Source organism: Glycocaulis albus, assembly GCF_014639075.1.
GTDB classification, from domain to species: Bacteria; Pseudomonadota; Alphaproteobacteria; order Caulobacterales; family Maricaulaceae; genus Glycocaulis; species Glycocaulis albus.
In genome coordinates this window covers 327,613-350,287 of the sequence record NZ_BMFS01000002.1, presented here as the reverse complement: position 1 = coordinate 350,287, position 22,675 = coordinate 327,613, and the positions used below count along the sequence as shown (strand labels likewise).

At 62.7% G+C, this 22,675-nt stretch carries 20 protein-coding genes and 1 tRNA gene; 9 read left to right on the top strand and 12 right to left on the bottom strand.

Going from position 1 to position 22,675, the window contains the following annotated elements; translation table 11 throughout:
* Positions 1–12: 12 nt before the first annotated feature.
* Positions 13–2,343: a CRISPR-associated endonuclease Cas3'' gene (locus tag IEV75_RS03965; RefSeq protein WP_233351738.1), complete on the bottom strand. Its 2,331-nt coding sequence runs from the start codon at positions 2,341–2,343 to the stop codon at positions 13–15.
* Positions 2,344–3,476: 1,133 nt separating this feature from the next.
* On the opposite strand from IEV75_RS03965, the gene IEV75_RS03960 reads away from it, so the two are divergent.
* From IEV75_RS03960 to IEV75_RS03950, 3 genes are all read left to right on the top strand, one after another.
* Positions 3,477–3,842 carry a ribbon-helix-helix domain-containing protein gene (locus IEV75_RS03960; protein WP_188451238.1) on the top strand — a complete coding sequence of 122 codons (366 nt, stop codon included), beginning with the start codon at positions 3,477–3,479 and terminating at the stop codon, positions 3,840–3,842.
* An 86-nt stretch (positions 3,843–3,928) separates the two neighbouring features.
* Complete coding sequence (locus IEV75_RS03955; protein ID WP_188451237.1) at positions 3,929–4,249, top strand: hypothetical protein; 321 nt, start codon at positions 3,929–3,931, stop codon at positions 4,247–4,249.
* Positions 4,250–4,719: 470 nt separating this feature from the next.
* Positions 4,720–4,911 (top strand): hypothetical protein, encoded by a 192-nt coding sequence (locus IEV75_RS03950; RefSeq protein WP_188451236.1) that lies wholly within the window; start codon positions 4,720–4,722, stop codon positions 4,909–4,911.
* Here IEV75_RS03950 and IEV75_RS03945 read toward each other — a convergent pair.
* The 4 genes from IEV75_RS03945 to IEV75_RS03930 form a co-directional block, all read right to left on the bottom strand.
* Entirely contained in the window at positions 4,881–6,146 is a 1,266-nt protein-coding gene (locus tag IEV75_RS03945) for a DUF6538 domain-containing protein (protein WP_188451235.1), read from the bottom strand. The genes IEV75_RS03950 and IEV75_RS03945 overlap by 31 nt on opposite strands.
* A 128-nt stretch (positions 6,147–6,274) precedes the next feature.
* A tRNA-Ser gene (locus tag IEV75_RS03940) sits at positions 6,275–6,365 on the bottom strand.
* 76 nt (positions 6,366–6,441) lie between these two features.
* On the bottom strand, positions 6,442–7,128 hold the full coding sequence (locus IEV75_RS03935; protein WP_188451234.1) for a hypothetical protein: 687 nt from the start codon (positions 7,126–7,128) through the stop codon (positions 6,442–6,444).
* Positions 7,129–7,189: 61 nt separating this feature from the next.
* Positions 7,190–8,887 carry a peptidoglycan-binding protein gene (locus IEV75_RS03930; RefSeq protein WP_233351737.1) on the bottom strand — a complete coding sequence of 566 codons (1,698 nt, stop codon included), beginning with the start codon at positions 8,885–8,887 and terminating at the stop codon, positions 7,190–7,192.
* Positions 8,888–9,145: 258 nt separating this feature from the next.
* On the opposite strand from IEV75_RS03930, the gene IEV75_RS03925 reads away from it, so the two are divergent.
* The gene (locus IEV75_RS03925; RefSeq protein ID WP_188451233.1) at positions 9,146–10,225 is read left to right on the top strand and encodes an Mrp/NBP35 family ATP-binding protein; all 1,080 of its coding nucleotides are present in this window, start codon (positions 9,146–9,148) and stop codon (positions 10,223–10,225) included.
* A 6-nt stretch (positions 10,226–10,231) separates the two neighbouring features.
* On the opposite strand, the gene IEV75_RS03920 is transcribed toward IEV75_RS03925, so the two are convergent.
* The 3 genes from IEV75_RS03920 to IEV75_RS03910 are packed head-to-tail and all read right to left on the bottom strand — an operon-like array spanning position 10,232 to position 12,737.
* A complete protein-coding gene (locus IEV75_RS03920) occupies positions 10,232–11,164 on the bottom strand; it encodes an alpha/beta fold hydrolase (RefSeq protein WP_188451232.1) in 933 nt (310 codons plus the stop codon).
* Positions 11,164–12,036: an alpha/beta fold hydrolase gene (locus tag IEV75_RS03915; protein WP_188451231.1), complete on the bottom strand. Its 873-nt coding sequence runs from the start codon at positions 12,034–12,036 to the stop codon at positions 11,164–11,166. Before IEV75_RS03915 ends, IEV75_RS03920 begins: the two co-directional genes overlap by 1 nt.
* Entirely contained in the window at positions 12,033–12,737 is a 705-nt protein-coding gene (locus IEV75_RS03910) for a TetR/AcrR family transcriptional regulator (protein WP_188451230.1), read from the bottom strand. Before IEV75_RS03910 ends, IEV75_RS03915 begins: the two co-directional genes overlap by 4 nt.
* Before the next feature lie 185 nt (positions 12,738–12,922).
* Here IEV75_RS03910 and IEV75_RS03905 point away from each other — a divergent pair, with 185 nt between their 5' ends.
* Both IEV75_RS03905 and IEV75_RS03900 read left to right on the top strand, forming a co-directional pair.
* Positions 12,923–15,181, top strand: a complete 2,259-nt coding sequence (locus IEV75_RS03905; protein WP_188451229.1) for a TonB-dependent receptor — start codon at positions 12,923–12,925, stop codon at positions 15,179–15,181.
* Between the two features lie 156 nt (positions 15,182–15,337).
* Positions 15,338–16,666 carry a spinster family MFS transporter gene (locus tag IEV75_RS03900; RefSeq protein WP_188451228.1) on the top strand — a complete coding sequence of 443 codons (1,329 nt, stop codon included), beginning with the start codon at positions 15,338–15,340 and terminating at the stop codon, positions 16,664–16,666.
* A 74-nt stretch (positions 16,667–16,740) separates the two neighbouring features.
* On the opposite strand, the gene IEV75_RS03895 is transcribed toward IEV75_RS03900, so the two are convergent.
* From IEV75_RS03895 to IEV75_RS03885, 3 genes are all read right to left on the bottom strand, one after another.
* On the bottom strand, positions 16,741–17,295 hold the full coding sequence (locus tag IEV75_RS03895; RefSeq protein ID WP_188451227.1) for a DJ-1/PfpI family protein: 555 nt from the start codon (positions 17,293–17,295) through the stop codon (positions 16,741–16,743).
* 291 nt (positions 17,296–17,586) lie between these two features.
* Positions 17,587–18,039, bottom strand: a complete 453-nt coding sequence (locus IEV75_RS03890; protein WP_188451226.1) for a hypothetical protein — start codon at positions 18,037–18,039, stop codon at positions 17,587–17,589.
* Positions 18,040–18,084: 45 nt separating this feature from the next.
* Complete coding sequence (locus tag IEV75_RS03885; RefSeq protein ID WP_188451225.1) at positions 18,085–19,032, bottom strand: isopenicillin N synthase family dioxygenase; 948 nt, start codon at positions 19,030–19,032, stop codon at positions 18,085–18,087.
* Positions 19,033–19,188: 156 nt separating this feature from the next.
* Between IEV75_RS03885 and IEV75_RS03880 the strand changes: the two genes are divergently transcribed.
* The 3 genes from IEV75_RS03880 to IEV75_RS03870 all read left to right on the top strand — a co-directional run bounded on the left by IEV75_RS03880 (position 19,189) and on the right by IEV75_RS03870 (position 21,884).
* Positions 19,189–19,911, top strand: coding sequence for a glutathione S-transferase family protein (locus IEV75_RS03880; RefSeq protein ID WP_188451224.1), 723 nt, complete (start codon positions 19,189–19,191; stop codon positions 19,909–19,911).
* 245 nt (positions 19,912–20,156) lie between these two features.
* Positions 20,157–21,437: a hypothetical protein gene (locus IEV75_RS03875; protein WP_188451223.1), complete on the top strand. Its 1,281-nt coding sequence runs from the start codon at positions 20,157–20,159 to the stop codon at positions 21,435–21,437.
* Between the two features lie 174 nt (positions 21,438–21,611).
* Positions 21,612–21,884, top strand: coding sequence for an SEL1-like repeat protein (locus tag IEV75_RS03870; RefSeq protein WP_188451222.1), 273 nt, complete (start codon positions 21,612–21,614; stop codon positions 21,882–21,884).
* Between the two features lie 14 nt (positions 21,885–21,898).
* Here the strand turns inward: IEV75_RS03870 and IEV75_RS03865 are convergent, their stop codons facing one another.
* Entirely contained in the window at positions 21,899–22,639 is a 741-nt protein-coding gene (locus IEV75_RS03865; RefSeq protein ID WP_233351736.1) for a polysaccharide biosynthesis/export family protein, read from the bottom strand.
* Between the last annotated feature and the right edge of the window lie 36 nt (positions 22,640–22,675).

Genomic DNA, 22,675 nt, shown 5'->3' with positions numbered 1-22,675 from the left:
ATGAAAATGGGATCAGGACAAAATATTACTCTCGCTGGAACGGGCGGTCGGATCCGCATCAAGCCTCAGGCCCAGATCCTCATCATACAGTTCTGGACGGTCGCCGGAGCGAGTCTGGGACAGCACGACGAAGCGGTCGCCATAATCGTCCGGGCGGATCATCTCGGCTGCTCCGGCCGACAGCAGGCTGGCTCGCGCATTCCGGGGAACTAGTGCCACATATTGTTGCAGCACGCGCTGCACGCCGGCAGGCGGAACCGGAGCATGACGCAGACTGCGGATCGCGTCCTCCGCCCGTCCGTCGTACGGGATGATGACCGGCACCATCGTGTCATCGATCATCCGGAACGCCTGGGCTACGGATGCAAATGGGAAGTTGCACTTGGGCGTGCCTGCGCGGATCGCCGGGATTATCGCCAGTCTCTCCCCGTCCGGCAGCCGGGCCCGGTCCAGAGCTTTGAAGCCCTGATTCCAGTAAAGCTGCTTGTAGAATTCATTGATAGCGTCAAGTTCGAGCACGTCTTCCTGATGATCCCGCAGAACGGGCCGTGCCGCCGTGTAGAAGGCCTCAATCATGGGCGGCACCTTGTGCCCGGTCGGTTCGAACACCACGGTACGCCCCAGACCCTCCGCCTCGGCCTCCCGGTTACAGCGGCCTGCCGCTTGGGCGATACTGGCGAGCCCCGTTGCGGCGCGCCAGACTTCGGGAAAGTCGATATCCACGCCTGCCTCGATCAGGCTGGTGGAAACAAGGCGAACTGGCTGGCCCTCCTTCAGATCCTTGCGCAACTGATCGAGCACTTTGCGCCGGTGCCGGGCGCACATCAGTGTGGACAGATGAACGGCACCCGCCTGTCCCTGATCGCGCAGCATTTCGAACAGCTCGCGCGCATGGGCCCGGCTGTTCACGATGCACAGCATTTGCGGACTTTTCGCGAAACGGGCAGCGATGGCCTCGTCCCCGACGGGCTCGCGCGACCAGTCAACGGCGACACGTTTGAGCCGGTCGTAAAGTTTTTTCGGATCGGGTGCTAGTTCACGTTCTTCAGGAATATCCAGCCCCTCTGGCGGGCCGTTTTCCGTCTTGGGCGGCAGGGCACCGTCCTGAGTACGCAGGGCTGGTTGGGTGGCGGTACAGAGCACTACGCTGGCGCCGTAATTCTTAGCCAGCTCATCTATGGCTGCCAGGCAGGGGCGCAGCAGGTGAACCGGCAGGGACTGAACCTCGTCGAGGATAATCACACTGCCCGCGATATTGTGTAGTTTGCGCGCCCGGCTGGTCCGTGCGGCGAACAGGCTTTCGAAGAACTGCACGGAGGTGGTGACGATCAGCGGCGCGTTCCAGTTCTCTGCATCGCGGCGCAGCTTAGCACCTCCATCTGCCCCTTCCGTTTCCTCATCGGTGCCAGACCCTGGCGCATACCGGTCCCAGTCGAAATTGGAGTGATGCTCCAGCACGTCATCGCCCAAGCGGACATCATCGCGGAAGACCTGCGCCGTCTGCTCGATGATTGAGGTGAAGGGGATCACATAGATGATTCGGCGAAGTTCGTGGTGAATGGCGTGCTCAGCAGCGAAGCTGAGCGAGGTAAGGGTTTTGCCTCCTCCTGTCGGCACCGTCAGTGTGAACAGACCTGGCTCAAGCGCTGCTTTCGAAGTGGCGTGATCAAGTATCTCACCACGCAGGCGATTGAGGTCCGTACTGGCGTTACGCTTTGCGGCCAAATGGGCGCGTATCCTGTCCAGGTGGGGCTGACCGAATACGCCGCCGCGCGGTGGTGCAGCCTCTCCCCGCGAGGCTGCGTAAAAGCGCTCCGTCTCTAGAAAATCCGCATCGACGAGACAGGAAAACAGCATGCGCGCGAGAAAGGCGACGGAGAAGCTTTTGTCGATCGTGTTGGCGCCTTGGCCGACCCCCATGGATACTAAATCCGCCTTGTAAGGCCGGATGCCGGTATGAGCCTGCCAACCTACGTAGTCTTCGAGTGCCTTGGCCAGCCGCTCGTCCAGCTTGCCGCTATCCATCAGCCCGCTGTGATGGCCGGCTATGCCATAGGCGAGCAGGCGCCCCCACAACGGGCCAAACGCCTCTACCGCCTCCCTGGCGCCAGCCGTGCTGTGATCGGGCCCGCGTAGCGCGTCGCCCTGTGGCTGACGGATATAAGCCTGATAGGCGTCGGAGCACTTTCCGATATCATGGAACAAGCCCATGCACTGTGCAGCGGCCTCCGCTCCGAACGACGATGCAAACTGTGCCGCTGTACTGCCCACTGCCTGAAGATGATCGGCGAGCAGCTCCCATTTTTCACGGTCCTGCCCTTGCACGGAATGTGCAAAAACCATCTCCATAATGTCTCCTCCGCCCATCTCAGGGACGGATCATAAGGCGAGACGCCAGTTAAATACGAACCGGTTCCACTCTCTGCAGAGCAAGTCGGCTTGCCACGGTTCGCCGTCCACGGAGAGGATTTCGCCGTCGCCAATCCGTCAGCGTCTTTTCCGCATGAAAAAGACCCGGACCAGCTGGCATGTCCGGGTCTCTCTCATCACGTTCTAGAGAAAGGGAGGCCGGGTGGAAGCCCGATCCCCACTCCGTCAATCTATCTCATCCCCAGCGTTTTGTGAACCCGCTGTGCCTTGCCAACGCCTTCCCGGAGACTGGCGGCTTTAGCCCACCGGCAAGAACGGGCAGGGCCGCATTGCGTTGTGTGAGGCGCGCTGATCGCCGAGGACTGTTTTTTTGCGTCCATTCTCTCCGGGATATCCGTTTTGGCCGGGAGGTTTTCCGGGGCAGCCCGTGGGCCATTTGCGCTTCGTTTCCGCGCCTGGTTCGCGACGGTTTTCTTCCGCTTACCTCGTGCGGTTTTTTCGCGGCACCGGGTGAACGCGCGCACGCCACATGAGCGCCCATTTTCGGCCCGCCGCGATCCCAGCCGGTAGAACGCTGGTGCGATCATCTTCCTATCGAGGGTGTGATCCTCTCCCGTCTTGCCGGAGAGGTTGGTCGCTATGCGTGCCGATCCGGTCTTCACCACCGGCGGAAATGCGACAACGGATCAGGCTCTAATGCCCGCTTCCTCTTTACGTCCGTTAGCCGGTACGGGCGGCTTTGCCGCCCGCGCATCAGCGCATTGGTTTTTCTCACACAGTATGCACACCGTGCCGTCTGGCTGTGCAAGACGAATTACCATCATTAAACCAATTAGTTAGAAGGTGGGTGACATCCGGACCAAGGCGGCAACGCCTTAAGGTCCGAATAGGGCCATCATCAGAACATACGGGATTTCAAGGGGTTAGAGTGGTCACGATGCAACCCTCCGAGGGTCACATCGTGACCACGCCCGGTTACATCATGACCTTTCCGATCTTTCATGCATCACGGCACTATGAACGCCATTGTGTGGCGGCGGCATTTATCCTTATCAAACTATCTCTCGCTACCTATCGTCCTTGCCCAATCAAGCGAGGACCAACTAATGCAAAATATCACCGGCCCTGATAAAGGTCCGTATCTGCGTATCCGGCTCGAAACAGAGCTGCTCCATCAACTTGATTATGCCGTTCAGTCTGGCCAGGCCAGCAACCGAACAGAGCTGGTGCGTACGGCTATTCGCGAGCATCTCAATGGCGCATCCGAACGCCGGGAAATGCTCAAAACCTTGCGCTGGCTGAGCTTCGCTCTCATCGCCGCCCAAGTCGAAAACTGGCCCGACACGCACAAGAAAAATGTGGTCCAGACCGCCGTACGAATGGGCGGCGATAACATCCTCTCACCGCTCGAAATATGTACCGCAATCGGTGCCCTCAATCCCGAAATATGGATCGAGGGGGAGGGCGAATAATAGCCCGTCGCGATACCTCCCTTGGCAGCGATGCCGCCCACTCCTCATGGCTACGCGGCGGTCAGGTCTTCATCCACACAGCGCGCATGTCCCTCCAGATTATGCGCCTCATGGCCGTGCTCTGCGTCATCACCACCATGGGCACCGCCTTCTATTTCATCACCCAGAACGCCAACCCGATCGACCAGCAAAACTGGATGTCAGTGAACATGGCGCGGCTGAATAACGCGCTCGGCTCAAACCGCGAATTTGCCGTTGCACGCCATGACAGAAGCAATGTGCGCATGCCCGCCGAACGCATCCTGGCCGATCTCTATACCCGCCAGTCGGCTGACCACTTTGCCGCCTTCGCCAGCGGCTATATCTACAATGCCCTGGCCATCGATGTCGCCCCTCCCTCTCGCTGACGCTCGCCGCGCCTCTGGTCAGATGCTCCCTTCCGTAAGCCAACGGGGCCTTTCGGCAAGCGCGAAGAAGCCGCCAAGTTAACGGGGGAGAAACCATATTGACCCGCTAACCTGTTGACTTCACCTGTATTCCCTGCATTCTCACTCTCGGTCGTATGGGCAAAATCTCGGCCGCCAGTTTCTGTATGCGCAGCCCCATAGGGGCTGTGCTGCGCTATGACAGGCGGAAAAGAGCCCATGAGCCCGTTATTCATACGTTTTGTAGGTGGTGTAAGCGCTTGTGTTATGGCGCTTTCTCACGGCGCGGCCATGGCAGATGGCCCGCAATTCAACTTCCTCTCACAGCGCAATCAGGGTGCGGCCCAGGCCGCCGTGCGCGTGCCCACAGAACGCCTCGGCTTCGGCCCTCAAAACCCTCCCGAATTGCGCGCGCGCCTTGCGGGAAAAAGGGGCGGGCCGGAGGGCAGGATATGAACCGAGGGGCTTTACCGGCGCAGGGTTTGAGCGAGCTTGCCCGTGTGAAACGCGCCCATATCGCGGCAGCAAAGCTGGTGCGCGAGGATCCGGTGTATCTGCCGATATTCCGCGCCTTCGAGCAGGATCTGGAGGAACTGGAGGCACTTGAACGCGCCTACAGGGCGACGCTGGAAACGACCTTGTGAAGATGCTTCAGATCAGCCCCCTTGCCATAGCGTTCGCGGTTATAGGCATGCCCGAAAAGGTCACGCCGCACGCGCTCATCCACGTGCGCGGCGATCATCCGGTCCTCAAAGCTGTGACGCAGGCCGTAAAGGCTGTGCGCGGGCGTTTCCAGAAGGCCATTCTCGCGCAGATATTTGTTCACGGTCGCGCTGATCTTGTCCTTGCCGCGATAGGCCGGAAATCCGTCGGGGCAGGCCCGGAATGCCTCCAGCGAAACCCCGGCTAGCGGAATGACGCGTTTGCTGGTGGCGTTCTTCAGCTGACGCCCGGCCGGCTCGATCGAGATATGGGGAATATCGGTATCGAGCCGGATATGTTCCGGTAAAAGCCCCGCCGCCTCACTTGGCCGGTACCCGGTATTGATCATGCCGAGCACCAGGCAACGCGCCTGCGTGTTCAGCCCGTCCAGGGCGCCGGGAGCCATCAGCCGCGTTCTGATCCAGTCCACCGAAAAGGGCGGGCGCGTGCGCTTCTCGCCCTCTTTCAGGGCGACATCGGTAAAGGGCAGAACCAGACCCAGCCGCTTCATCCGGTTTACGGTTTTCAGCATGTCGGCCAGATGCGTGAAGTCCTTGTTGGCGCTGTTGGCGGTTAACCCTTCAGTCTCCACCCGGTCGATCCACCATTGCCGGAATTCGAGCACGTCATCAGGCGTGATCTCGCTGATCGCCTTGTCGCCCACCACGTGAAGAAAATTACGGACCGCCTTGATGCGCGGGTTCTTCCAGCGGCGCAGCTGATCCTCGCTCTTTCCAAGGGTGCGGTCCCTCGCGAGCGTCCAGAACAGTTCCAGCGCCCGGCTGACCGTGATGGCGGGCTGTTCAACGCCGCCAAGCAGGGCTGAAGCCTCAACCCGGTCCGGTTCGCCATCGCGCAAGATAGCTTCCATACGCTGCAGGCGTTCCTCACGGGGCAGAGCCGCCACTTTCTGCGCTGGCAGATAATGAAAGCCGCGCATGGCCGCGAGATCGCGGGCCGCTTCATACCGGCGCTCGGCATCATCGCTGTCTCCGGCAAGCCGCGCTTCCCAGGCTGCCTCCATCAGGCTCCAGGCAGCCGGGGCCTTGCGTTGCGCCTCACTTTCAGAATCGGTGTGCAGGCTGATCCAGATCGTGGCGCGCGTTTCCACCGTCTGATAGCGCCTCGGCACCCGCCGGACGAGATAAAACGTGCTCCCACGCCGGGTGATATTCATCGCTCTGCCCCGCAAATTGTGCAGCAAAATGTATAGCACATCGAGGAGTCAGAGATCGAGCAGAAAAGTTAATCTCGGTAAATTATGATTATAATCAACGGTTTGTAGACGTGGCGCGCCCGGAAATCTGGCGGAGAGGAAGGGATTCGAACCCTCGATACGCTTTTGGCGTATACTCCCTTAGCAGGGGAGCGCCTTCGACCACTCGGCCACCTCTCCACTGGCCGGTTTAGCCGCTAAGGCAAAGCGCGATCAAGCCAATATATCTGCCAAGGCTGTCAAAGCCTGCCGCTGGCTAGTAGCGCCGGCAGGAGCTGGTGGTGAACACCCCGCCGATATAATCCTCGCAATCACGCGCGCGCCGGTAGGGCGCGTGGTGCCGGGACCGGTAGCCATAGTCATGGCCGTAGCGGCGGTGGCCGGGGATGATGATGGCCGGCGGGCAGTCCGGGCAGATCTGGGCCATCTGCACTCGTACGTCAGCGAGGCGGTAGGAGAGGCTCTGGAAGCGTTCCTGCGCGATCTGCCAGTCTGCCGCCGAGCGCTGGCAATAGCCCTCATTATAGCGGTTCTGGTACATGCAGGCCGCATAGGCCTGGCACGACGAGGTGGAGGCGCGGTAGGAGGCGTCCAGATCAACTTCGAAGGTACGCACCAGGTCAATTGTGGGCGTGGACGGGCCGAAGGGCGGGCGGACATTCACGTCCTCGGTACGGCTGGAGGACTGGCTGGAATGGCTGTCGACATAGCTTCCCGGCCAGGGCGCGAGTATCCAGTTCGAGGTCCAGTGCGAGGGCGTCACGACGGTGCGCGCCTCGTTGCGCAGCCGGTTATACTCCTGCGTCAGGCTGCCGATATTGCAGATGCGCTCTGCGGTTTCGAGCGCGTGGATATCGCGGGCCGGGACAGATTGCTGGGGCGCCGCGCACGCGGCGAGCAGCGAAAAGCTGACGAGAGAGGCTGAAATCCGGACCAGGCTCATGGCGTACATCCTTCAACTTGTGTTTGGCGCAAAGGCTCCGGCAGTGATTGCGAAGTCATTGTCAGCCCCCCTGGAAGCGTTCGGCTTCAAGGCAGCCGGGCGGAAGCAGATCAATATCGGGAAGGCGGACATTGCGGTCTTCCCATTCGAGATAGAACAGTCCTCCACCCTCGATCGCGGCAGCGCGGATGCGCTCTGAGATCGTCTCCCAGCGCGCACGGGGGGAAGGCAGGCGGTTGTATTCCGGGCTGGCGCGCCAGCGGCGCGCGACCGGGTGGCCGAGGCGGGCCGCTTCGGCGAGGTAGGACTCCGCGCGCTCGAAATTCTCGATAATGCCGCACAGATTATAGCTGCCCAGCACGGCGCCGGTTCCGTAGATGATGGCGAGATTGAAATAGGCGTCCGGGTCGTTGCGGCGGGCGGCTGTTTCCAGCCATTCCAGTGCCAGGTCGGTGTTCTGTTCCACGCCCAGCCCCGTGGCGTACATGATGCCAAGCGTGTTCTGCACGCTGGTCTCGCGCGCGGTCTGGGCGGAATGACAGATCAGGAGTGTGGTCTGGCGGGGGGTGAGGGCGCCGGTTTCATCGAAGCCGAGCTCGCGCTGGAAGCCGCGCACCGCTTCGCGTGTCTCCGGGCCGTAATAGCCGTCAACCGCACCTGAATGGTAGCCGAGCGAAGCCAGCGCACGCTGGCGCAAGGACAGGCGGATAACCTCGCCAATGCCATCCGGCCCGAAGCGCGATATGCGGCGCAGGCTGGAGCCGTCCATCGAGCTCTGGCACTGGACCGTGTGCGCCTGCAGCCGGCGCTGGGCCATCAGGGATGCCTGCGCCCCGAAACTGCGCCCCCAGTCAGAGGCGCGCCGCCAGTTCTGCATGGCCAGATCGAGCGCGGTCGGCGCCGGCTCGAAACTGCCATGGCGCAGATAGGTATAGCCGTCGCGGTAACCACCCGGGCAGAAGCCATCGTACTCGCTGTCCCAGACACACTGCACGTCGCTGCGCGCCAGCTCTGCATCGCCCAGAAGGAGCCAGTAGCGCGCGCCTTCGGCATAGAGGCGCGCAGCATTTTCCCGTGACATGCACTCGAAGGAATCCTGTTCCGGATCGATGAAGACTGCAGCACGGGGACGGCGGTCATCATTGTCGTCGTAACCACACAGATCCCAGCGCACAAACCAGGGCCGGGGCGGATAGGTGCCGCCGCGCGATGAGCCGAAGCTCGTATTCAGCTGGATGATGCGCTCGATAGTGGCCGTATCGCGCTGGGGCAGGAAGGGATAGGTGTCGCGCAGGCTCATCGGCCGGCGCTCCACGACCAGAAGCCGGTAGAGAACCAGCTCGGCCTCCGGCTGAAGCATGCCGCGCGCGGTGGAAAACCGGTCAGCGCCGACCGGTATCAGCGTATCGGTCACCGCAGGGCAATTGATATCGCCAACTTCACGCTGGCGCAGGGCGCGCCCGTTCACGATGGTCGATGCGTGCGGTGGAAGGCGGTCCAGCGTGCCGGGGTTCAGCGAGGAGAAGGAAACGGCGTTGCCTCTGCGCTCGCGGTAGCGCGAGGGAACCCGGATCGGGCTGGTATCGACAAATCGGGTTTGTCCCTCGCGCAGGCAGGCATCGGCCACGGCTGTGCGCAGCAGGAAACGGTCGATCTGGCATGGTTTGAAACTGCCGGGCCGGTCACTGCACGGCCACATCACATAGCCGGCGATCAGGATGATGACGAGCAGGACGATGACCGACAAAAGCACGACCATAGGACTGACTGAATCGTCCTGCCGCCGTGAATACCGGGACTCACCCTCCCTCGACATTATATCTGACACTCCCCTCCAAACACCGTGGCTGGTGTTCCCCCCAACCCGCACACGGTAAATATCTGTTAACCATACCTATGCGGGCAGCGGTCCGAAAGGGGAAACGCTCGGGAGATGCAATTGATCCCGAAAAATTAACCTTAATTGCAGCGGCCCGTGCCGGTAGATGCATGAGGCTGGCTGGTTTAAGAGCAGGCCATGCAAGACGATTCAGCACAGACTGTCCGACAGGCGCTTGAAACGCAGCTTCCAGAGCTGAAGGCGCGCGTTTCCGCCGTGGATGTACGCTCCGCGATAGCCACCATCATCCTGACCCCGCCTGACGGCGGAGATGGTGCCGATGAGGAGGCGGGCCTGCGGGCCCGCGCCGAGAAGGCCGTGCTGGCTGTGGAGGGGATCGAGCGGGTCAGGATCATCGTGGAAACCGAACGCCGGCCCGTCCGGGAAGCAAAACGCAGTGCACCCTCTCCTGCAAAGGCTCCAGCGCCGCTGATCATCGCTGTCGGGTCTGGCAAGGGCGGTGTCGGCAAGTCGACGGTGGCGGCCAACCTGGCCGGCGCGTGCGTGCGGCAGGGATTGCGCACGGGCCTTGTTGATGCCGACGTGTTCGGGCCCAGCGCGCCGCGCCTGTTCGGCCTGACCGAGGCGCCGGGCCTGCGCAAGACCGATGCCGGCATCGTGCCTTTGCAGGCACACGGCGTGAAGCTGGTCTCGACGGGCTTTCTGGTTGGCGGCCGGGAGCCGGTTGTCTGGCGCGGACCGATGGTGACCGGCGCTATCCGGCAATTCCTCACCGAGGTGGACTGGGATGGTGGGGACGGCCCGCTGGATGTTCTCATTATCGACATGCCGCCGGGCACGGGCGATGCGCAGCTAGCCATAGCGCAAGGCATGCCGATCAGCGGCGCCGTAATCGTGTCCACCCCGCAGACTGTGGCGCTGGACGATGCGCGCAAGGCGATGGCCCTGTTTGAACGCACCGAAATACCGGTGCTCGGCATGATCGAGAATATGAGCTTCTTCCTGTGCCCGCATTGCGGGGAGGGAAGCGAGATTTTCGGGCGCGGCGGCGTGCGGTCCGAAGCCGGGCTGATGGGTGTTCCCTTCCTTGGCGAGATACCGCTTCACCCGTCTTTACGCGAAGCCAGTGACGAAGGGCGGCTGGTGGCGCTGGAAGACGGGCCACTCGCGCGTGCCTTTGCCAGCGCTGCCGGCGCCATGCTGGAAACAGCGCGGACGGCGAACCGCCCGGCACCCGAAATCGTTTTCGAGGATTAGGGCTTCTTACCAGTCCAGTCCCTCAAGAAACGCCCGCACATCGGCGGCGGTATCGTCAGGGATTTCCTCCATCAGCGCATGGCCTGCGCCGTCATAGGTGACGAGGCGGGCATCGGGCATCACATCGACAAAGCGCGTGCCATGACTGGCCGGAACCACTGTATCGGCTGTGCCCCAGAGGATGATGGCAGGGGCGTCTATCGTGGCGAGCACCGGTTCCGGGTCGGGCAGGGTGAATTGCTCCAGCCGCGCGATCAGCGCTTCTCCCACGCCGGGCTGGCGCATCATCTGGCCGATCTGGGCGATACGGTCCTCGGTCAGCCGTGACGGGTCGCCGTACAATGTCTGCGTGGCCATGCGGATGCCGGCATCCGGGGCGAGGCGCAGGTAAAGCTGCACCGCGACCGGCACTTCGACCGGTTCATCGCCGACATTATTGATCGAATAGCCGCCGGGACTGACCAGGACGAGACCTGCGACGCGTTCAGGGTGGGCGGCAGCATAGCGCCAGGATACCAGCCCGCCGAGCGAGCTGCCGCCAATGACAAAACGGTCCAGCTCCAGTGCGCCGAGAAGCTCGGCCACTTGCGCAGCCGTATCCTCGTTGGAGTATGCATTGTCGGTGCGCGCACCCGTCACGCCGTGCCCCGGCAGGTCAAAGCGGATGATCCGGTAGTCATCGGACAGCGCTTCTGCCCAGCCATCGAAACTTTCCAGCGAGTGCGAGAAGCCGTGGATCAGGACTATGGCGGGTGCACCTGCCGGACCATCCTCGCGCACACGCCAGCTCATGCCTGCTGCCTCCACCATGCGTTCGCCCGAGGCCGGTGCGGGCGGAGCGGCCGGTTCGGGGGTGCGTGTCAGCCAGACGAAAGCGGCAATGGCGATAACGCCCACCAGAAGCAGAATGCCGAGAACGGTCAGAAGGGCGTTGCGCATCAGTCGAGGTCTTTCAGGAACGCCGCAATGGCATTACGGGCGGGAGTTTCGGTGAGTAGCGGGGCGTGACCGACGCGCGGCACTTCGACAGCGGTGAAGTGCGGGTGGCGCGCGGCCATACGGTCAAGGGTTTCTCGCGACAACAGATCGCTGATGGCGCCGCGTATACCCAGAACCGGTACGGGGCGCAGCGCATCGAACAGGGGCCACATATCGGGCGGGGCCGCGCCTTCCGGTTCGCGGAAAGGCGCGGCGATAGCGGGATCGTAATCCAGCTCGACCCGTCCATCCGGCAGTTCACGGCAGGTGCGCCGGGCGAAGGCGATCCAGAAGTCCTCGCCGGTCTCGTCGGGAAAGGCTTCGCCGTTGACCGCACGCACGGCGGCCGCCGCCTCTTTCCAGGTATCGAACGTGCTGGTGTTGCGCCCGACATAGCCGGCAATCCGGTTCAGCCCTGCCGGGTCCAGTTCAGGGCCGATATCGTTCAGCACCGCGCCGGCCAGCATGTCCGGGCGCATGGCGGCGGCGATCATGGTCATGATGCCACCCATCGAGGTGCCGATGGCGATAAAGCGCTCAATGCCTTCCTGATCGAGCAGGCCGAACAGATCTTCGACATAGACCTGAGGGTTGTAGCTTTCCGGCGGTGTGCCCCGGTCTGAAAGGCCGCGCCCGCGTACATCGATGGCAATGACGCGGCGTCCTGATGCTGCTATGCGCGGCGCGACTTCCTCGAAATCCTTGCTGTTGCGGGTCAGGCCATGCAGGCAGACCACCGGCAGGGCGCCGCTGGGCTGGTCAGGCTCATAGTGACGAAACGCGGTCCTGATACCATCAGGCGCCGTATGGAAGTGCTGAGAAAACCCGCTCATATCTTGTCATTTCCGCCATTTTTTTGCGTCCGTGAGCGCTCTTGCAGATACAGGATGCCCGCGGCGATGAAGCCCGGCATGCGCTCGTGCACGCTGGCAATATCGGAGGATTTGCAAAGTCCTTTCGACAGCACATCGATCCGGCCGGTCTGGGCAAAGGTGAGCACCAGCACGCCCGACAGGAAGTGATAGCTCCAGAACAGGTCTTCCTCGGTGCAATCTGGGATTTTCGGGCGCAGCGCTTCCAGGAACCGGATCACGATCGGATCGAAATACTTGTTCATCACCGCCGCGCCCCACTCGGGCGTATTGGTGATCTGGCCGATGAGCGCAAAATAGCTTTTCCAGCCCGGCCCGCCATTGGCTGTGCGGTCCAGAAGCGGATGGGTGAAGGCGTTGATGATCTCCTCCACGGTCGGACCGTCAGGACCGGCATTAGCCTCCAGCTCTTCAAGTTCCTTCAGCCGGATGGCGTTCAGCTCAGTTGCACGCCGCAGCAATACCTCATCGAACAGCTCGCGCTTGCCGCCGAAATAGTAGGTGACGAGGGCAGGGTCGGCGCCAGCCTTGCGCGCAATCTCGCGCACCGTGACGGCGTGAAAACCGGTCTCGGCGAACAGCGATTCGGCTGCATCCAGCAGGGCAGCGCGGGTCTTTTCGCCGCGCCGGTTCTGCGGGCGGGTTTTGGTACGTGTGGCCATGGCCCGACTCTTAGCCGGTTCGCCGCGCGCGTCGATGGCAATATGTTGCCGCATAGCCTCACTCCTTGCCTCATGCGTCGCTTCGAGTGTGATACCAATTGACAATTCATTCAACGTTGAAAGTAATTCGTTGCGAGACGCTTGGCAGGGATCAGGCGCGAGATGATTCGATTGGGAGGATCACCATGAAAACGAAACTGCGCACATTCGGTGCCGCGGCCGTGCTGGCCAGCGTGTCACCGCTTGCCTTCATGACGCCTGCTGCCCTGGCACAGGAAGAAGCCGCCAGCGCCAACCGCGAAGTGATCGTGGTGACCGCGCGCCGCACCGAGGAAAGCCTTCAGGACGTTCCCGGCGCCGTTTCCGCGTTTTCCGAAGCTGCGCTCGAGCGCATTGATGTCACCGACTCCACCGGCCTTCAGGGCGCGGTTCCGAACCTGAACATCGTGCAGGGACGCGGCTCTTCGAACGCCACCAACATCTATATCCGCGGCGTGGGTCAGCCAGACGCGCTGCAGACATTCGATCCGGCGGTCGGCTTCTACGTGGATGATGTGTACTTCTCGCGTATTCGCGGCACGCAGCTCGATCTGTTTGATATCGAGCGCATCGAGGTTCTGCGCGGCCCGCAAGGCACGCTCTACGGCAAGAACACGATTGGTGGCGCGCTGCGTGTCATCACCCGCCGCCCGGATCAGGAAACCCGCGGCCAGTTCCAGGTCGGGCTCGGCAATTACTCATTGTGGGAAGCGCGCGCGTCGGTTTCCGGCGGCCTCGCGGAGAACCTCGCAGGCAGTGTCGCGCTGTTTGGAACAGGCCGTGACGGGTTCGTGACCAATCCCAACACGGGCGAGGAATACAATGACCGCAATGCCTCGGCAGCGCGTGTCGCGCTCGCCTGGGATGCGGCGCCGGGCTTCACGGTCGACTGGAATGCAGACTGGTCGCGTGAGAACAATGCGCTGACGATGGGCCAGCCGATCAACACGCTCACCACCCTGTTTGGTGTGCCGATCCTGCCGGTGCCGTCGCCGGTTCCGGCCTACGATTTCACCGGTGTTGCCACGCCCGGCCTTCCGAACTCCACCGAGATGACCCATTGGGGCACCGCGCTCACCATGAACTGGGAGCTGTCGGACAATCTCAACCTGCGCTCGATCACCGCCTATCGCGAGCTGGAATACGACGATTACATCGATATCGACGCGACAGCCCTGGAGACCGGTGACGTGCTGGTTGCCGTGGATCAGGACCAGATCAGCCAGGAATTCCAGCTGAACTACGAAACGGATCGTCTGACGGTGGTCAGCGGACTGTTCTACATGCTGGAGAACATCACCTCGCATCAGGAAGCCTACGCGGACGATCTGCTGACAGGTCCGGGCGGGTTTACCTTCCTGCGCACGATTGACGATGATCTGGAGACCCGCAGCTGGGCGCTCTACGTCAACGCGACGTACAACTTCACTGACCGTCTCTCGATGACGGCCGGTGTACGTTATACCGACGAGCAGAAAGACTATTTCCGCACCACGTCGACTTTCTCCAGCTTCCCCGGCCTGACCGTGGATCCCTCGCTGGCCTTTACCATCGAGGACAGCTGGACCAACACCTCGCCCATGGTGTCGCTCGATTACCGGGCGTCGGATAACGTGCTGCTTTACGGACGTGTTTCGCAGGGCTTCAAGTCCGGGGGCTTCAACGGCCGTGCCAACAATCCGGGCGAGCAGGCTCCGTATGATCCCGAAACCGTGACCTCCTACGAGTTCGGTGTGAAAACCGACTGGCTGGACAACACGCTGCGCGCCAACTTCACCGTCTTCTACAATGACTATGAAGACTTCCAGGCGCGCGTTTCGGGCCTCGTGACTGATCCGGTCACCAATCTGCCGGTGCCGCAGCTGACCGTGCTGAATGCCGGCAGCCTCGAGATTTCCGGCTTCGAGGCCGAGCTCTCCTGGAGCCCGGTTCCCGAACTGCTGCTGGACGCCCAGATCGGTTATCTGAATGCCGAGTACGGCGAGTTTGACGATGCCCGCTTCACCAATTTTGGTGGCAGCCGCGCCTTCCAGACCCCGGCCTTCTCGCCGGAATGGACGACGCGTCTGGGGGCAGCCTATGATTTCGATCTCGCCGAGAATGGCACGCTGCGCCTTGCCGGTTCGGCCCGCTACCGCTCGCGCATGGCGCTCGCCGTCGACAACACGCCGGTGAACTCCAATGTCGAGATCGAGGGGCTGTTCCAGGACGCTTACTGGCTGTTTGACGCCAACGCGGTCTGGACCAACCGGAATGGCAATTATTCGGTTGGCCTCTATGGCCGCAACCTGGCCGATGAGGTCTACCGCACCGATGGCCAGGACTTCTCGTCGGTGGGTAATATCCGCACGGTCTATTACGGGGCGCCGCGCACCTGGCGCCTGGTCTTCACCGCTCGCTACTAGAACGGACTTCGGGCCGGGGGACGGCTGAAGAACGCCGCCGGATGCTTTGCAGCTCCGGCGGCGTTTTTCTTTTGCACCCTGAAGCCAGCGGGTCAAAATGCCATCACGAGACGCTGACGCGATCAGCGCGGGAAGCAGATACCGGGGGATATATCCATGAGCGAAAACCTGCCGGGCGCGCCGGGTGTGGCCGCCGCCACGACCGTTCCGAAGCCGCCATCCAACCTGTATCGCGGGTATGTGATGGTGATGCTGTTCCTGGTTTACGCGTTCAACTTCCTTGACCGGCAGATCATTTCCATCCTGGCCATCCCGATCCGCGAGGAACTGGGCCTTGATGACCGCCAGCTAGGCCTTCTGGGCGGCATCGCGTTTGCGCTGCTCTATTCGGTGCTGGGCGTGCCGATCGCGTGGCTGGCCGACCGCACCAACCGGGTCTGGATCATTACCATATCGCTGGGGGTCTGGAGCGGCTTCACCGCGCTGTGCGGCATGGCGCAGAATTTCTGGCAGCTCTTCGCGGCGCGTGTCGGTGTCGGTGTGGGCGAGGCAGGCGGTGTCGCACCCTCATACTCGCTCATCGCAGACTATTTCCCGCCGCAGGCGCGCGCGCGGGCGCTGGCCTTCTACTCGCTGGGCATTCCTCTGGGCAGCGCGTTCGGTGTCATCGCCGGCGCGCAGATCGCCAGCGGCAATGTGGGCGAGGGTCTGGACTGGAGGTGGGCGTTCATCATCGTCGGACTGGCGGGCATCGCGCTGGCGCCGGTTTTCCGTCTGACCGTGCGCGAGCCCGCGCGCGGCCAGCTGGACACGGTTAAGATGGATGCCAAGGCGGCCAAACCCAGCTTCTTTGATGTTATCCGGGTATTGCTGAAAAAACCTGCCTTCTGGTTCCTCACCTTCGGTGCCGCCTGCTCCTCCATGATGGGGTATGGCGTCTTCTTCTGGGTGCCAAGCTTTCTGGCACGCTCCTACGGGCTGGATCTGGTAACAACCGGCTGGATGTTTGGCGGCCTTCTGATCATCGGCGGGGCGGCGGGTATTGTGCTCGGCGGCTTTATCTCCGACTGGGTCGGCAAGAAGTCCAAGGCCTGGTACGCGCTGGTGCCGGGTATCGCCTTCCTGTTCACCATGCCGTTCTATGCGGTGGGCGTGCTGGCACCCAATGCCACGATCGCCTTCTTCGTCTTCATCATCCCCAATGCGCTGGCGCTGGCCTGGCTGGGGCCGGTTCTCTCCGCCTTCCAGAACCTGGTGCCCGCCTCGATGCGTACCGTGGCCTCATCCGTCTTCCTGCTGATCAACAATCTTCTGGGCATCGGTGTCGGCATCTACGTGCTGGGAGAGCTCTCGACCATTCTGGCACCGGCTTTCGGGGACGAGTCCCTGCGCTACTCGATCCTGATCGGTTCGTGCCTCTATCTGGTGGCGGCCGGCTTCATGTTCCTCGCCGCCCGTTTCCTGCCGAGGAACTGGGAAGGGTAGTCCCTGCCGTTCGGGTAACAAAAAAGCCCCGGAGCATCAGGCTCCGGGGCTTTTTTCACGTCACGGGCTGCGCGTCAGGCAGCTTCCGATTCCTCAGTCTTCAGGGATTCGGCAAATACCTTGGCGACGTCATCGCGCGCGGTTTCGCCGCTGGCCGCGAACACTTCGCCGTTCAGGGCAAGGGCCGCGTCGGCATCGCCGATTTCCTTGCCGGATACTTCGGCCAGCATGGCAAGAGCCTCGCCGGCAGCGAAGATGGGCCGGCCGCTGGCAAACATGTCCTGGACCAGCCGCAGCGCGGTGTTGGAGTCATTAAGCGCGTCGACCGCGCGCCGGCCACCTGGAAGCACCAGCCCCGCGCCCTCGTCAGCCGTGACATCGTCAAAACCGGTATCCACGACGAAGTTCATTTCCTCGCCGGTTTCCGTACGCCCGGATACCAGCGCGCGGGCGCTGGAGGCGACCTTCAGCTTGTAGCCGGAGCGCTCGGCGGCGCTGGCCGCGGCGTTCAGGTCGGGTACGGAAAAGCCCGGAGCAGCCAGCGCCAGAATGGTTCCGGCTTCGCCTACACGGGCAATATCGATACGCGGTTCGCGATTGTGACGGTTGGGACGTTTTGATGGGGTCATGAATCCTCCTGGCCTCGCGCGCCCTCGCGCAAGGCTGTTTGTGAACAGGGATATGTGCGTAACGCTTAAGCTAGGGAGTCGATCCCGCCGATACAACGCCGCGCCGCATCAATTCCTGTGACAAAATAGTGATGCAGCCGCGCCCGGGCGCGTAAGAAAGCGCTCCTGCCGGGGAACAGGAGCGCCGGGAGTGTAACAGGTTGGTCAGTCAGGAACTGGACCCGACCTCACTATACGCCGCCGCAATCAATCGACAAAATAAATAATACCGCTAGCTACAATCGCCGCTGTCTATTGGGTTGCTGCGGGAGGACGCAGGGCCTTGTCGTTCGCTGCCGCGCTGAGCAAGGCGGTGCCGGCCACAGCGGCGATGGAAATGCGCAGGGCAATCTCGCCGGAAAGGGCGGTAAACATGGTTACGGCGCCGCCCACGACCAGGCACACCACCAGAACCGGCAGGCTTGCCCGTCCGGTCCGGATGAACACCTTGCGGGCAATGGCGTCACCGAGGACATCGAGCTTCCAGCGCTGCCGGGCAAAGATCACGATCCAGATCCACAGGATCAGGCTGACCAGCCACACGCCAAATCCGATGCCGGAGGCGAGGTAGCCAACGCCGAGGCCTGCGCCGCCAATCAGGGTGAGGGCCTCGCCGCCCTGCCAGGTGATGATCGCCACGCCGTTCAGGCGGGTCATCAGGCGTATGATCTGTACGCTGTCTTCGGGACTTTTCTGCCCTGACATGCGCTGGCCTCCCCGTCAGCGGCGGCCGGGAAGCGGGAAATGTCCTCAGGCGAGGCGAATCTCCCGCAGCCGCTCCATAAGATACTCATGGGCCGTGATGGGCTGCAAATACCGATCGGGATTATCCGCGCTGATGCATTGCGGCAGGGTCTTTATCTCCACGTCCGGCGCGAAATGCAGGAAAAACGGTGTGGAGTAGCGCGAGAAGGCCATGCGCTCCGCTCCCGGGTTCACAACCCGGTGCGTGGTCGAGGGCAGGACGTGATTGGTAAGGCGCTGCAGCATGTCGCCCACATTGACCACCAGAGCGCCGGGCGGCGGATTGATGGCAAGCCACTCGCCAGAGCGGGTTTTTACCTGCAGGCCCGCTTCCTCGGCGCCCAGCAGCAAGGTGATGACATTGATATCCTCATGCGCCCCGGCGCGCACGCCATCGGGCTCGCCCTTTATCGGCGGGTAGTGAAGGAGGCGCAGGATGGAATTGCCTTCGGCGACGCGTGCCTCGAACCAGTTTTCCGGCAGGTCCAGATGGCGGGCGATGGCTTTGAGCAGAATGCGGCCCATCGCATCGAGCGCATCGAAAAGGTCGCGGGTGGTTTCATCGAACCCGGCAATATCGCTGACGCTCACATTGGCGGGCATTAACGGCGCAAACCGGTGCCCTTCGGGCAGGTCGCGCCCGCGGTGCCAGAACTCCTTCAGATCGACCGCTGCGGCGCCCTTGGCGGCTTCCACGCCGAAGGGCGTATAGCCGCGCTGCCCGCCGCCGCCGGGCTGGTGATACCGGCGCTTGGTCTCGTCGGGCAGGGCGAAGAAGGCCTTGGTGTCCGCGATGGCCCGGTCAATGACACCCTGGTCGATCGTGTGGTCGCTGACCACCGCAAAGCCGTATTCGCGGAAACTGCCGCACAGCGCATCGGCAAAGCCTTGCGGATCGCGCGCCGCCTGCGTGAAGGAGACGGGCTTTATTAGGTCTTGCAGGATGGCGCTCATGATAGGTCTACCAGCATAAAGAGGGCGGGGCAGGGCATTTAGCGCGTCTTACAGTGGAGATGAAGGGCGCTCACCCTTGACGATGCAGCGATGGCGGACGACTTGCCAGTCATAATCACGCGGCCCAATGTCGCGCTGCCATGCAGGAGATATCCCATGTCCCAATCGCCCATCGAGGTATTCTACTGGCCCACGCCCAACGGCTGGAAGGTCACAATCGCGCTGGAGGAGATGGGGCTGCCCTATGTAATCCGCCCGGTGAATATCGGCACTGGCGAGCAGTTCAAACCGGAATTCCTCGCCATCAGCCCGAATAACCGCATGCCGGCCATCACCGACCCGCATGGCCCGGACGGCCAGCCGATCTCCATCTTCGAAAGCGGGGCCATCCTGCAATACCTCGCCCGCAAGACGGGCCAGTTCTATGGCACGAATGCGCGCGAACAGGCAGAAGTGGAACAATGGTTTTTCTGGCAGATGGGCGGGCTGGGCCCGATGGCAGGCCAGGCGCACCATTTCCGCTCCTACGCCAAAAAGATTGAACCCGATGAGAGCAAGCTGGAATACGGCGCGAACCGCTACACCAATGAGGTGAACCGGCTTTACGGCGTGATGGACCGGCGCCTCGCGGACCGTGAATATCTCGCCGGGCCGTACTCCATCGCCGATATGGCTGCATGGCCGTGGATATTGCCCGAAGGTCAGGGCCAGAATCTCGACGACTTCCCGAACCTGAAAGCCTGGGTGGAGCGGCTGAAAGAGCGCCCGGCTCTGCGCCGGGGGCGCGATGCGGGCAAGGAGCTACGCTCCAATCTCGCCGAAGATTCAGAAGACGCGAAAAAGGCGCGCGCGATTCTGTTTGGGCAGAAGGCGCGTTGATTGTTCGGGTGGCTCGAGGTCGCCCTCTTGCCGCTCCGCTGTCATTCCCGGGTCGCGGAGCGATCCCGGGCGCCCATGCCTGAGAGGTGCCGGCAAGCGGCGTTCTCCAATGCCATGGACCCCGGCTCGGGGGCCGGGACCCCCGGTGGCCTGGGCGCTTCGGGGTGAGCCGGGTGCACTCTCCCTGAATACGTTGAAGCGTCTCGCCTGCCATGCTTGGATAGGGCAAGCGCAGGGGGGAAAGCGTGGCACGGGCATCGAAAGACAGTCTGAGCCGGATGGAGGCGCGCGCCCGGCGTGTGCGTAGTCCGCGCGAGGCTGGCTGGCCGCACCGTCTTGCGTGGTGGGGCTGGCATGCCATGGCATCAGGCGTGCGCCCGGCGATCTTCATGCTGCTGATATGTCTTGCCGGTTATCTCGGCTTTGACGGTCTGCGCCATCTCGGCCCCGCAGCCAACATGCCGGAGCGCGGCGCACGCATTGACGCTGCGTTCGCCTCGCTGGCGCCCGATGCTGCCACAGCCGCTTCGGTCTGGCGTGCCGAACTGGAAGCGGCCATGCAGCCGCGCGCCGGCCTGCCGCCCGACAATGCGCTGGCAGCAAGCCTGCTGGCTGCGTTCGAACCGATGGCCGGCCGGGAGCGCTTCTCGAGCCTGTTGTGGGCGGAACTGAATGCCCGCTCGCTGAACGAGGCCGAGGCAATCCTGCGGGCTCTGCCCGTCTGGGTGAGGGCACGCGAGCTGGAAAGCGCGTGGACCGGCCGGATGGTACAATCGGGCGGAACAATGGCCCAACTGATGGCGCCTGATCTCGTGCGGGCGCGCCTGAACCGTGCGTCGCGCCTCTACGATGCTCTCGACGCCTCGCAAGCGGCCTTTTTTTCCGGGCATGAGGAGGGCGCGCTCAATCTGGCCCTCTTGCCGGGCTTGTCGGAGGGCGCGCAAGAGCTCTGGCTTCCATCAGATGGCGTTGCCGCGCTGGCCCACTGCCCCGATGCGCAGCCGCTGGAATGTGCGCTCGCTCGAATGGGACGCGATGGCGAGGCCGGTCAGGGCGCACGCCTTTTGCGCGCCGCCTTGCTGGCCGGGCACGCAGGGCCTGCATTCACCGCCAGCCTTGAGGCGGTAGACGAGGCCGCGCTCCGGGCCGTAGCCAGCGAGATGGGGGCAGTGGCTCGCCATACCTCCAATATTGATGCGATCCGGCTCACTGCGCTTCTGGAGTCTCCGCAGGATGCTTCGCGCCTGCGCCGTCTTTCGATAGAGGCCGGCCCGCGCACTCTGGCGCTGGCGCATTTCCACGGGCGCGATGCCCTGGCGCTGGACCGGGGCGATCCACCGGCCGCCCCCGTCCAGCGCGAGGCGCTGGAGCGTTTCGTGCTCGCGGGCGTGTTGGCCGCACTGGCATTCGGCATTGTGCTCGCGGCGCTGATATCTGCGTTCAGCGTACGCGCAACCGGGCGCGCGGGCCTTGGCCAACGGATTGATATCCGGATGCGCGAGTTACTTCTTGGTAGGAAAACCTAACGAAAATAAATGCTTAAAATGCATTATTCTTAGTTTGCCTTAACCGTGTGGATACCATTCCCCGCGATTATGCCCTCACACAAACGCAAAACCTTGCGTGGGTGGTGGGGTGTCAATCACGGGTTCGAGACGAGGGCAAAGCCCCGCAGAACCCAAATGGAATGGGGAAGACAAATGGCTTTCACCGATGTGGAAACCCGTCAGGTTCACGAAGCGATCAATACCGATCCGACCGGTGATGATCTGTGCAAGCTGGGCCTGCTCTACTCGACGGGCCAGGGCGGCGTCATCGACTATGTCGAGGCGCACAAATGGTTCAACCTGGCCGCGCTGATGGGCTCGGAGCCCGCCAAACACTACCGCAAGGAAGTGTCCAGCGAGATGGGTTCTGAAGACATTGCTGCTGCCCAGCGCGCCGCGCGCGAGTGGCTTTCAACCCGTCACTAGGCCGGTCCGGCTGATCAGTCGCGCGTTGCCTGGAACAGCAGGTAGTTGAAGCCTGCGTCGAGCGGCAGGATGCCGCGGACATACTGATCCACGAACAGGTTGACCTCGGCGATCCCCGAACGCGGCACGAACACGACATCGTGGCGGGCCAGCGGGATCATGTCGGCAGGCCTGCCCCGCAGTGCGGAGCGGACATCGACGGTGCGCATCATGGCGCCGCCATCCGGCGCGCGCCTGAGCACGACAACCGAGTTCCGCCGGGCCGTCGGCTGGAAACCGCCGGCGAACATGATTGCTTCGAGTACGCCGGTCCGGCCATCTGGAAGCGGGTAGGGGCCCGGCGCGTTCACCTCGCCGCCGACCAGGATGCGCTGCGAGCCGAAGCTCAGCGGGCGCACCTCCACGATCGGGTCCCGAAGGACGCGCGCATAGCCGTCGGCAATGGCGCGTGCGGCCTCCGGCGCTGTCTTTTGCGAGACCATGACGCCGCCAACCAGGGGCAGGCTGGCGCGCCCGTCGGGGCCGATCTCCACCTCACGTGACAATTCCGGTGCGGTGTGCACCGTCACCTCGATCGCATCACCAGGATAGAGCCGGTACACCGGATCGCCGCCGCTCCATGTCTGGAAGCGTGATGGCTCGAAGCCGCTGGCTGTCTGACGGGCCCGTCCGACGCATGCCGAAAGGCTCATGCCAACTCCGGCTGCCACCATCGCCATCAGCGCCGTGCGCCGCGTCCAGTCAATTTCGGCCATGGGTTGCCACCTTCGAGTCACTGACATGTTTGATGA

What these genes read in the sequence shown, in the direction of transcription:
- IEV75_RS03965 (WP_233351738.1), bottom strand. Translation starts at nt 2,343, where the DNA reads ATGGTTTTTGCACATTCCGTGCAAGGGCAGGACCGTGAAAAATGGGAG.
- IEV75_RS03960 (WP_188451238.1), top strand. Translation starts at nt 3,477, where the DNA reads ATGCAAAATATCACCGGCCCTGATAAAGGTCCGTATCTGCGTATCCGG.
- IEV75_RS03955 (WP_188451237.1), top strand. Translation starts at nt 3,929, where the DNA reads ATGTCCCTCCAGATTATGCGCCTCATGGCCGTGCTCTGCGTCATCACC.
- IEV75_RS03950 (WP_188451236.1), top strand. Translation starts at nt 4,720, where the DNA reads ATGAACCGAGGGGCTTTACCGGCGCAGGGTTTGAGCGAGCTTGCCCGT.
- IEV75_RS03945 (WP_188451235.1), bottom strand. Translation starts at nt 6,146, where the DNA reads ATGAATATCACCCGGCGTGGGAGCACGTTTTATCTCGTCCGGCGGGTG.
- IEV75_RS03935 (WP_188451234.1), bottom strand. Translation starts at nt 7,128, where the DNA reads ATGAGCCTGGTCCGGATTTCAGCCTCTCTCGTCAGCTTTTCGCTGCTC.
- IEV75_RS03930 (WP_233351737.1), bottom strand. Translation starts at nt 8,887, where the DNA reads ATGGTCGTGCTTTTGTCGGTCATCGTCCTGCTCGTCATCATCCTGATC.
- IEV75_RS03925 (WP_188451233.1), top strand. Translation starts at nt 9,146, where the DNA reads ATGCAAGACGATTCAGCACAGACTGTCCGACAGGCGCTTGAAACGCAG.
- IEV75_RS03920 (WP_188451232.1), bottom strand. Translation starts at nt 11,164, where the DNA reads ATGCGCAACGCCCTTCTGACCGTTCTCGGCATTCTGCTTCTGGTGGGC.
- IEV75_RS03915 (WP_188451231.1), bottom strand. Translation starts at nt 12,036, where the DNA reads ATGAGCGGGTTTTCTCAGCACTTCCATACGGCGCCTGATGGTATCAGG.
- IEV75_RS03910 (WP_188451230.1), bottom strand. Translation starts at nt 12,737, where the DNA reads ATGGCCACACGTACCAAAACCCGCCCGCAGAACCGGCGCGGCGAAAAG.
- IEV75_RS03905 (WP_188451229.1), top strand. Translation starts at nt 12,923, where the DNA reads ATGAAAACGAAACTGCGCACATTCGGTGCCGCGGCCGTGCTGGCCAGC.
- IEV75_RS03900 (WP_188451228.1), top strand. Translation starts at nt 15,338, where the DNA reads ATGAGCGAAAACCTGCCGGGCGCGCCGGGTGTGGCCGCCGCCACGACC.
- IEV75_RS03895 (WP_188451227.1), bottom strand. Translation starts at nt 17,295, where the DNA reads ATGACCCCATCAAAACGTCCCAACCGTCACAATCGCGAACCGCGTATC.
- IEV75_RS03890 (WP_188451226.1), bottom strand. Translation starts at nt 18,039, where the DNA reads ATGTCAGGGCAGAAAAGTCCCGAAGACAGCGTACAGATCATACGCCTG.
- IEV75_RS03885 (WP_188451225.1), bottom strand. Translation starts at nt 19,032, where the DNA reads ATGAGCGCCATCCTGCAAGACCTAATAAAGCCCGTCTCCTTCACGCAG.
- IEV75_RS03880 (WP_188451224.1), top strand. Translation starts at nt 19,189, where the DNA reads ATGTCCCAATCGCCCATCGAGGTATTCTACTGGCCCACGCCCAACGGC.
- IEV75_RS03870 (WP_188451222.1), top strand. Translation starts at nt 21,612, where the DNA reads ATGGCTTTCACCGATGTGGAAACCCGTCAGGTTCACGAAGCGATCAAT.
- IEV75_RS03865 (WP_233351736.1), bottom strand. Translation starts at nt 22,639, where the DNA reads ATGGCCGAAATTGACTGGACGCGGCGCACGGCGCTGATGGCGATGGTG.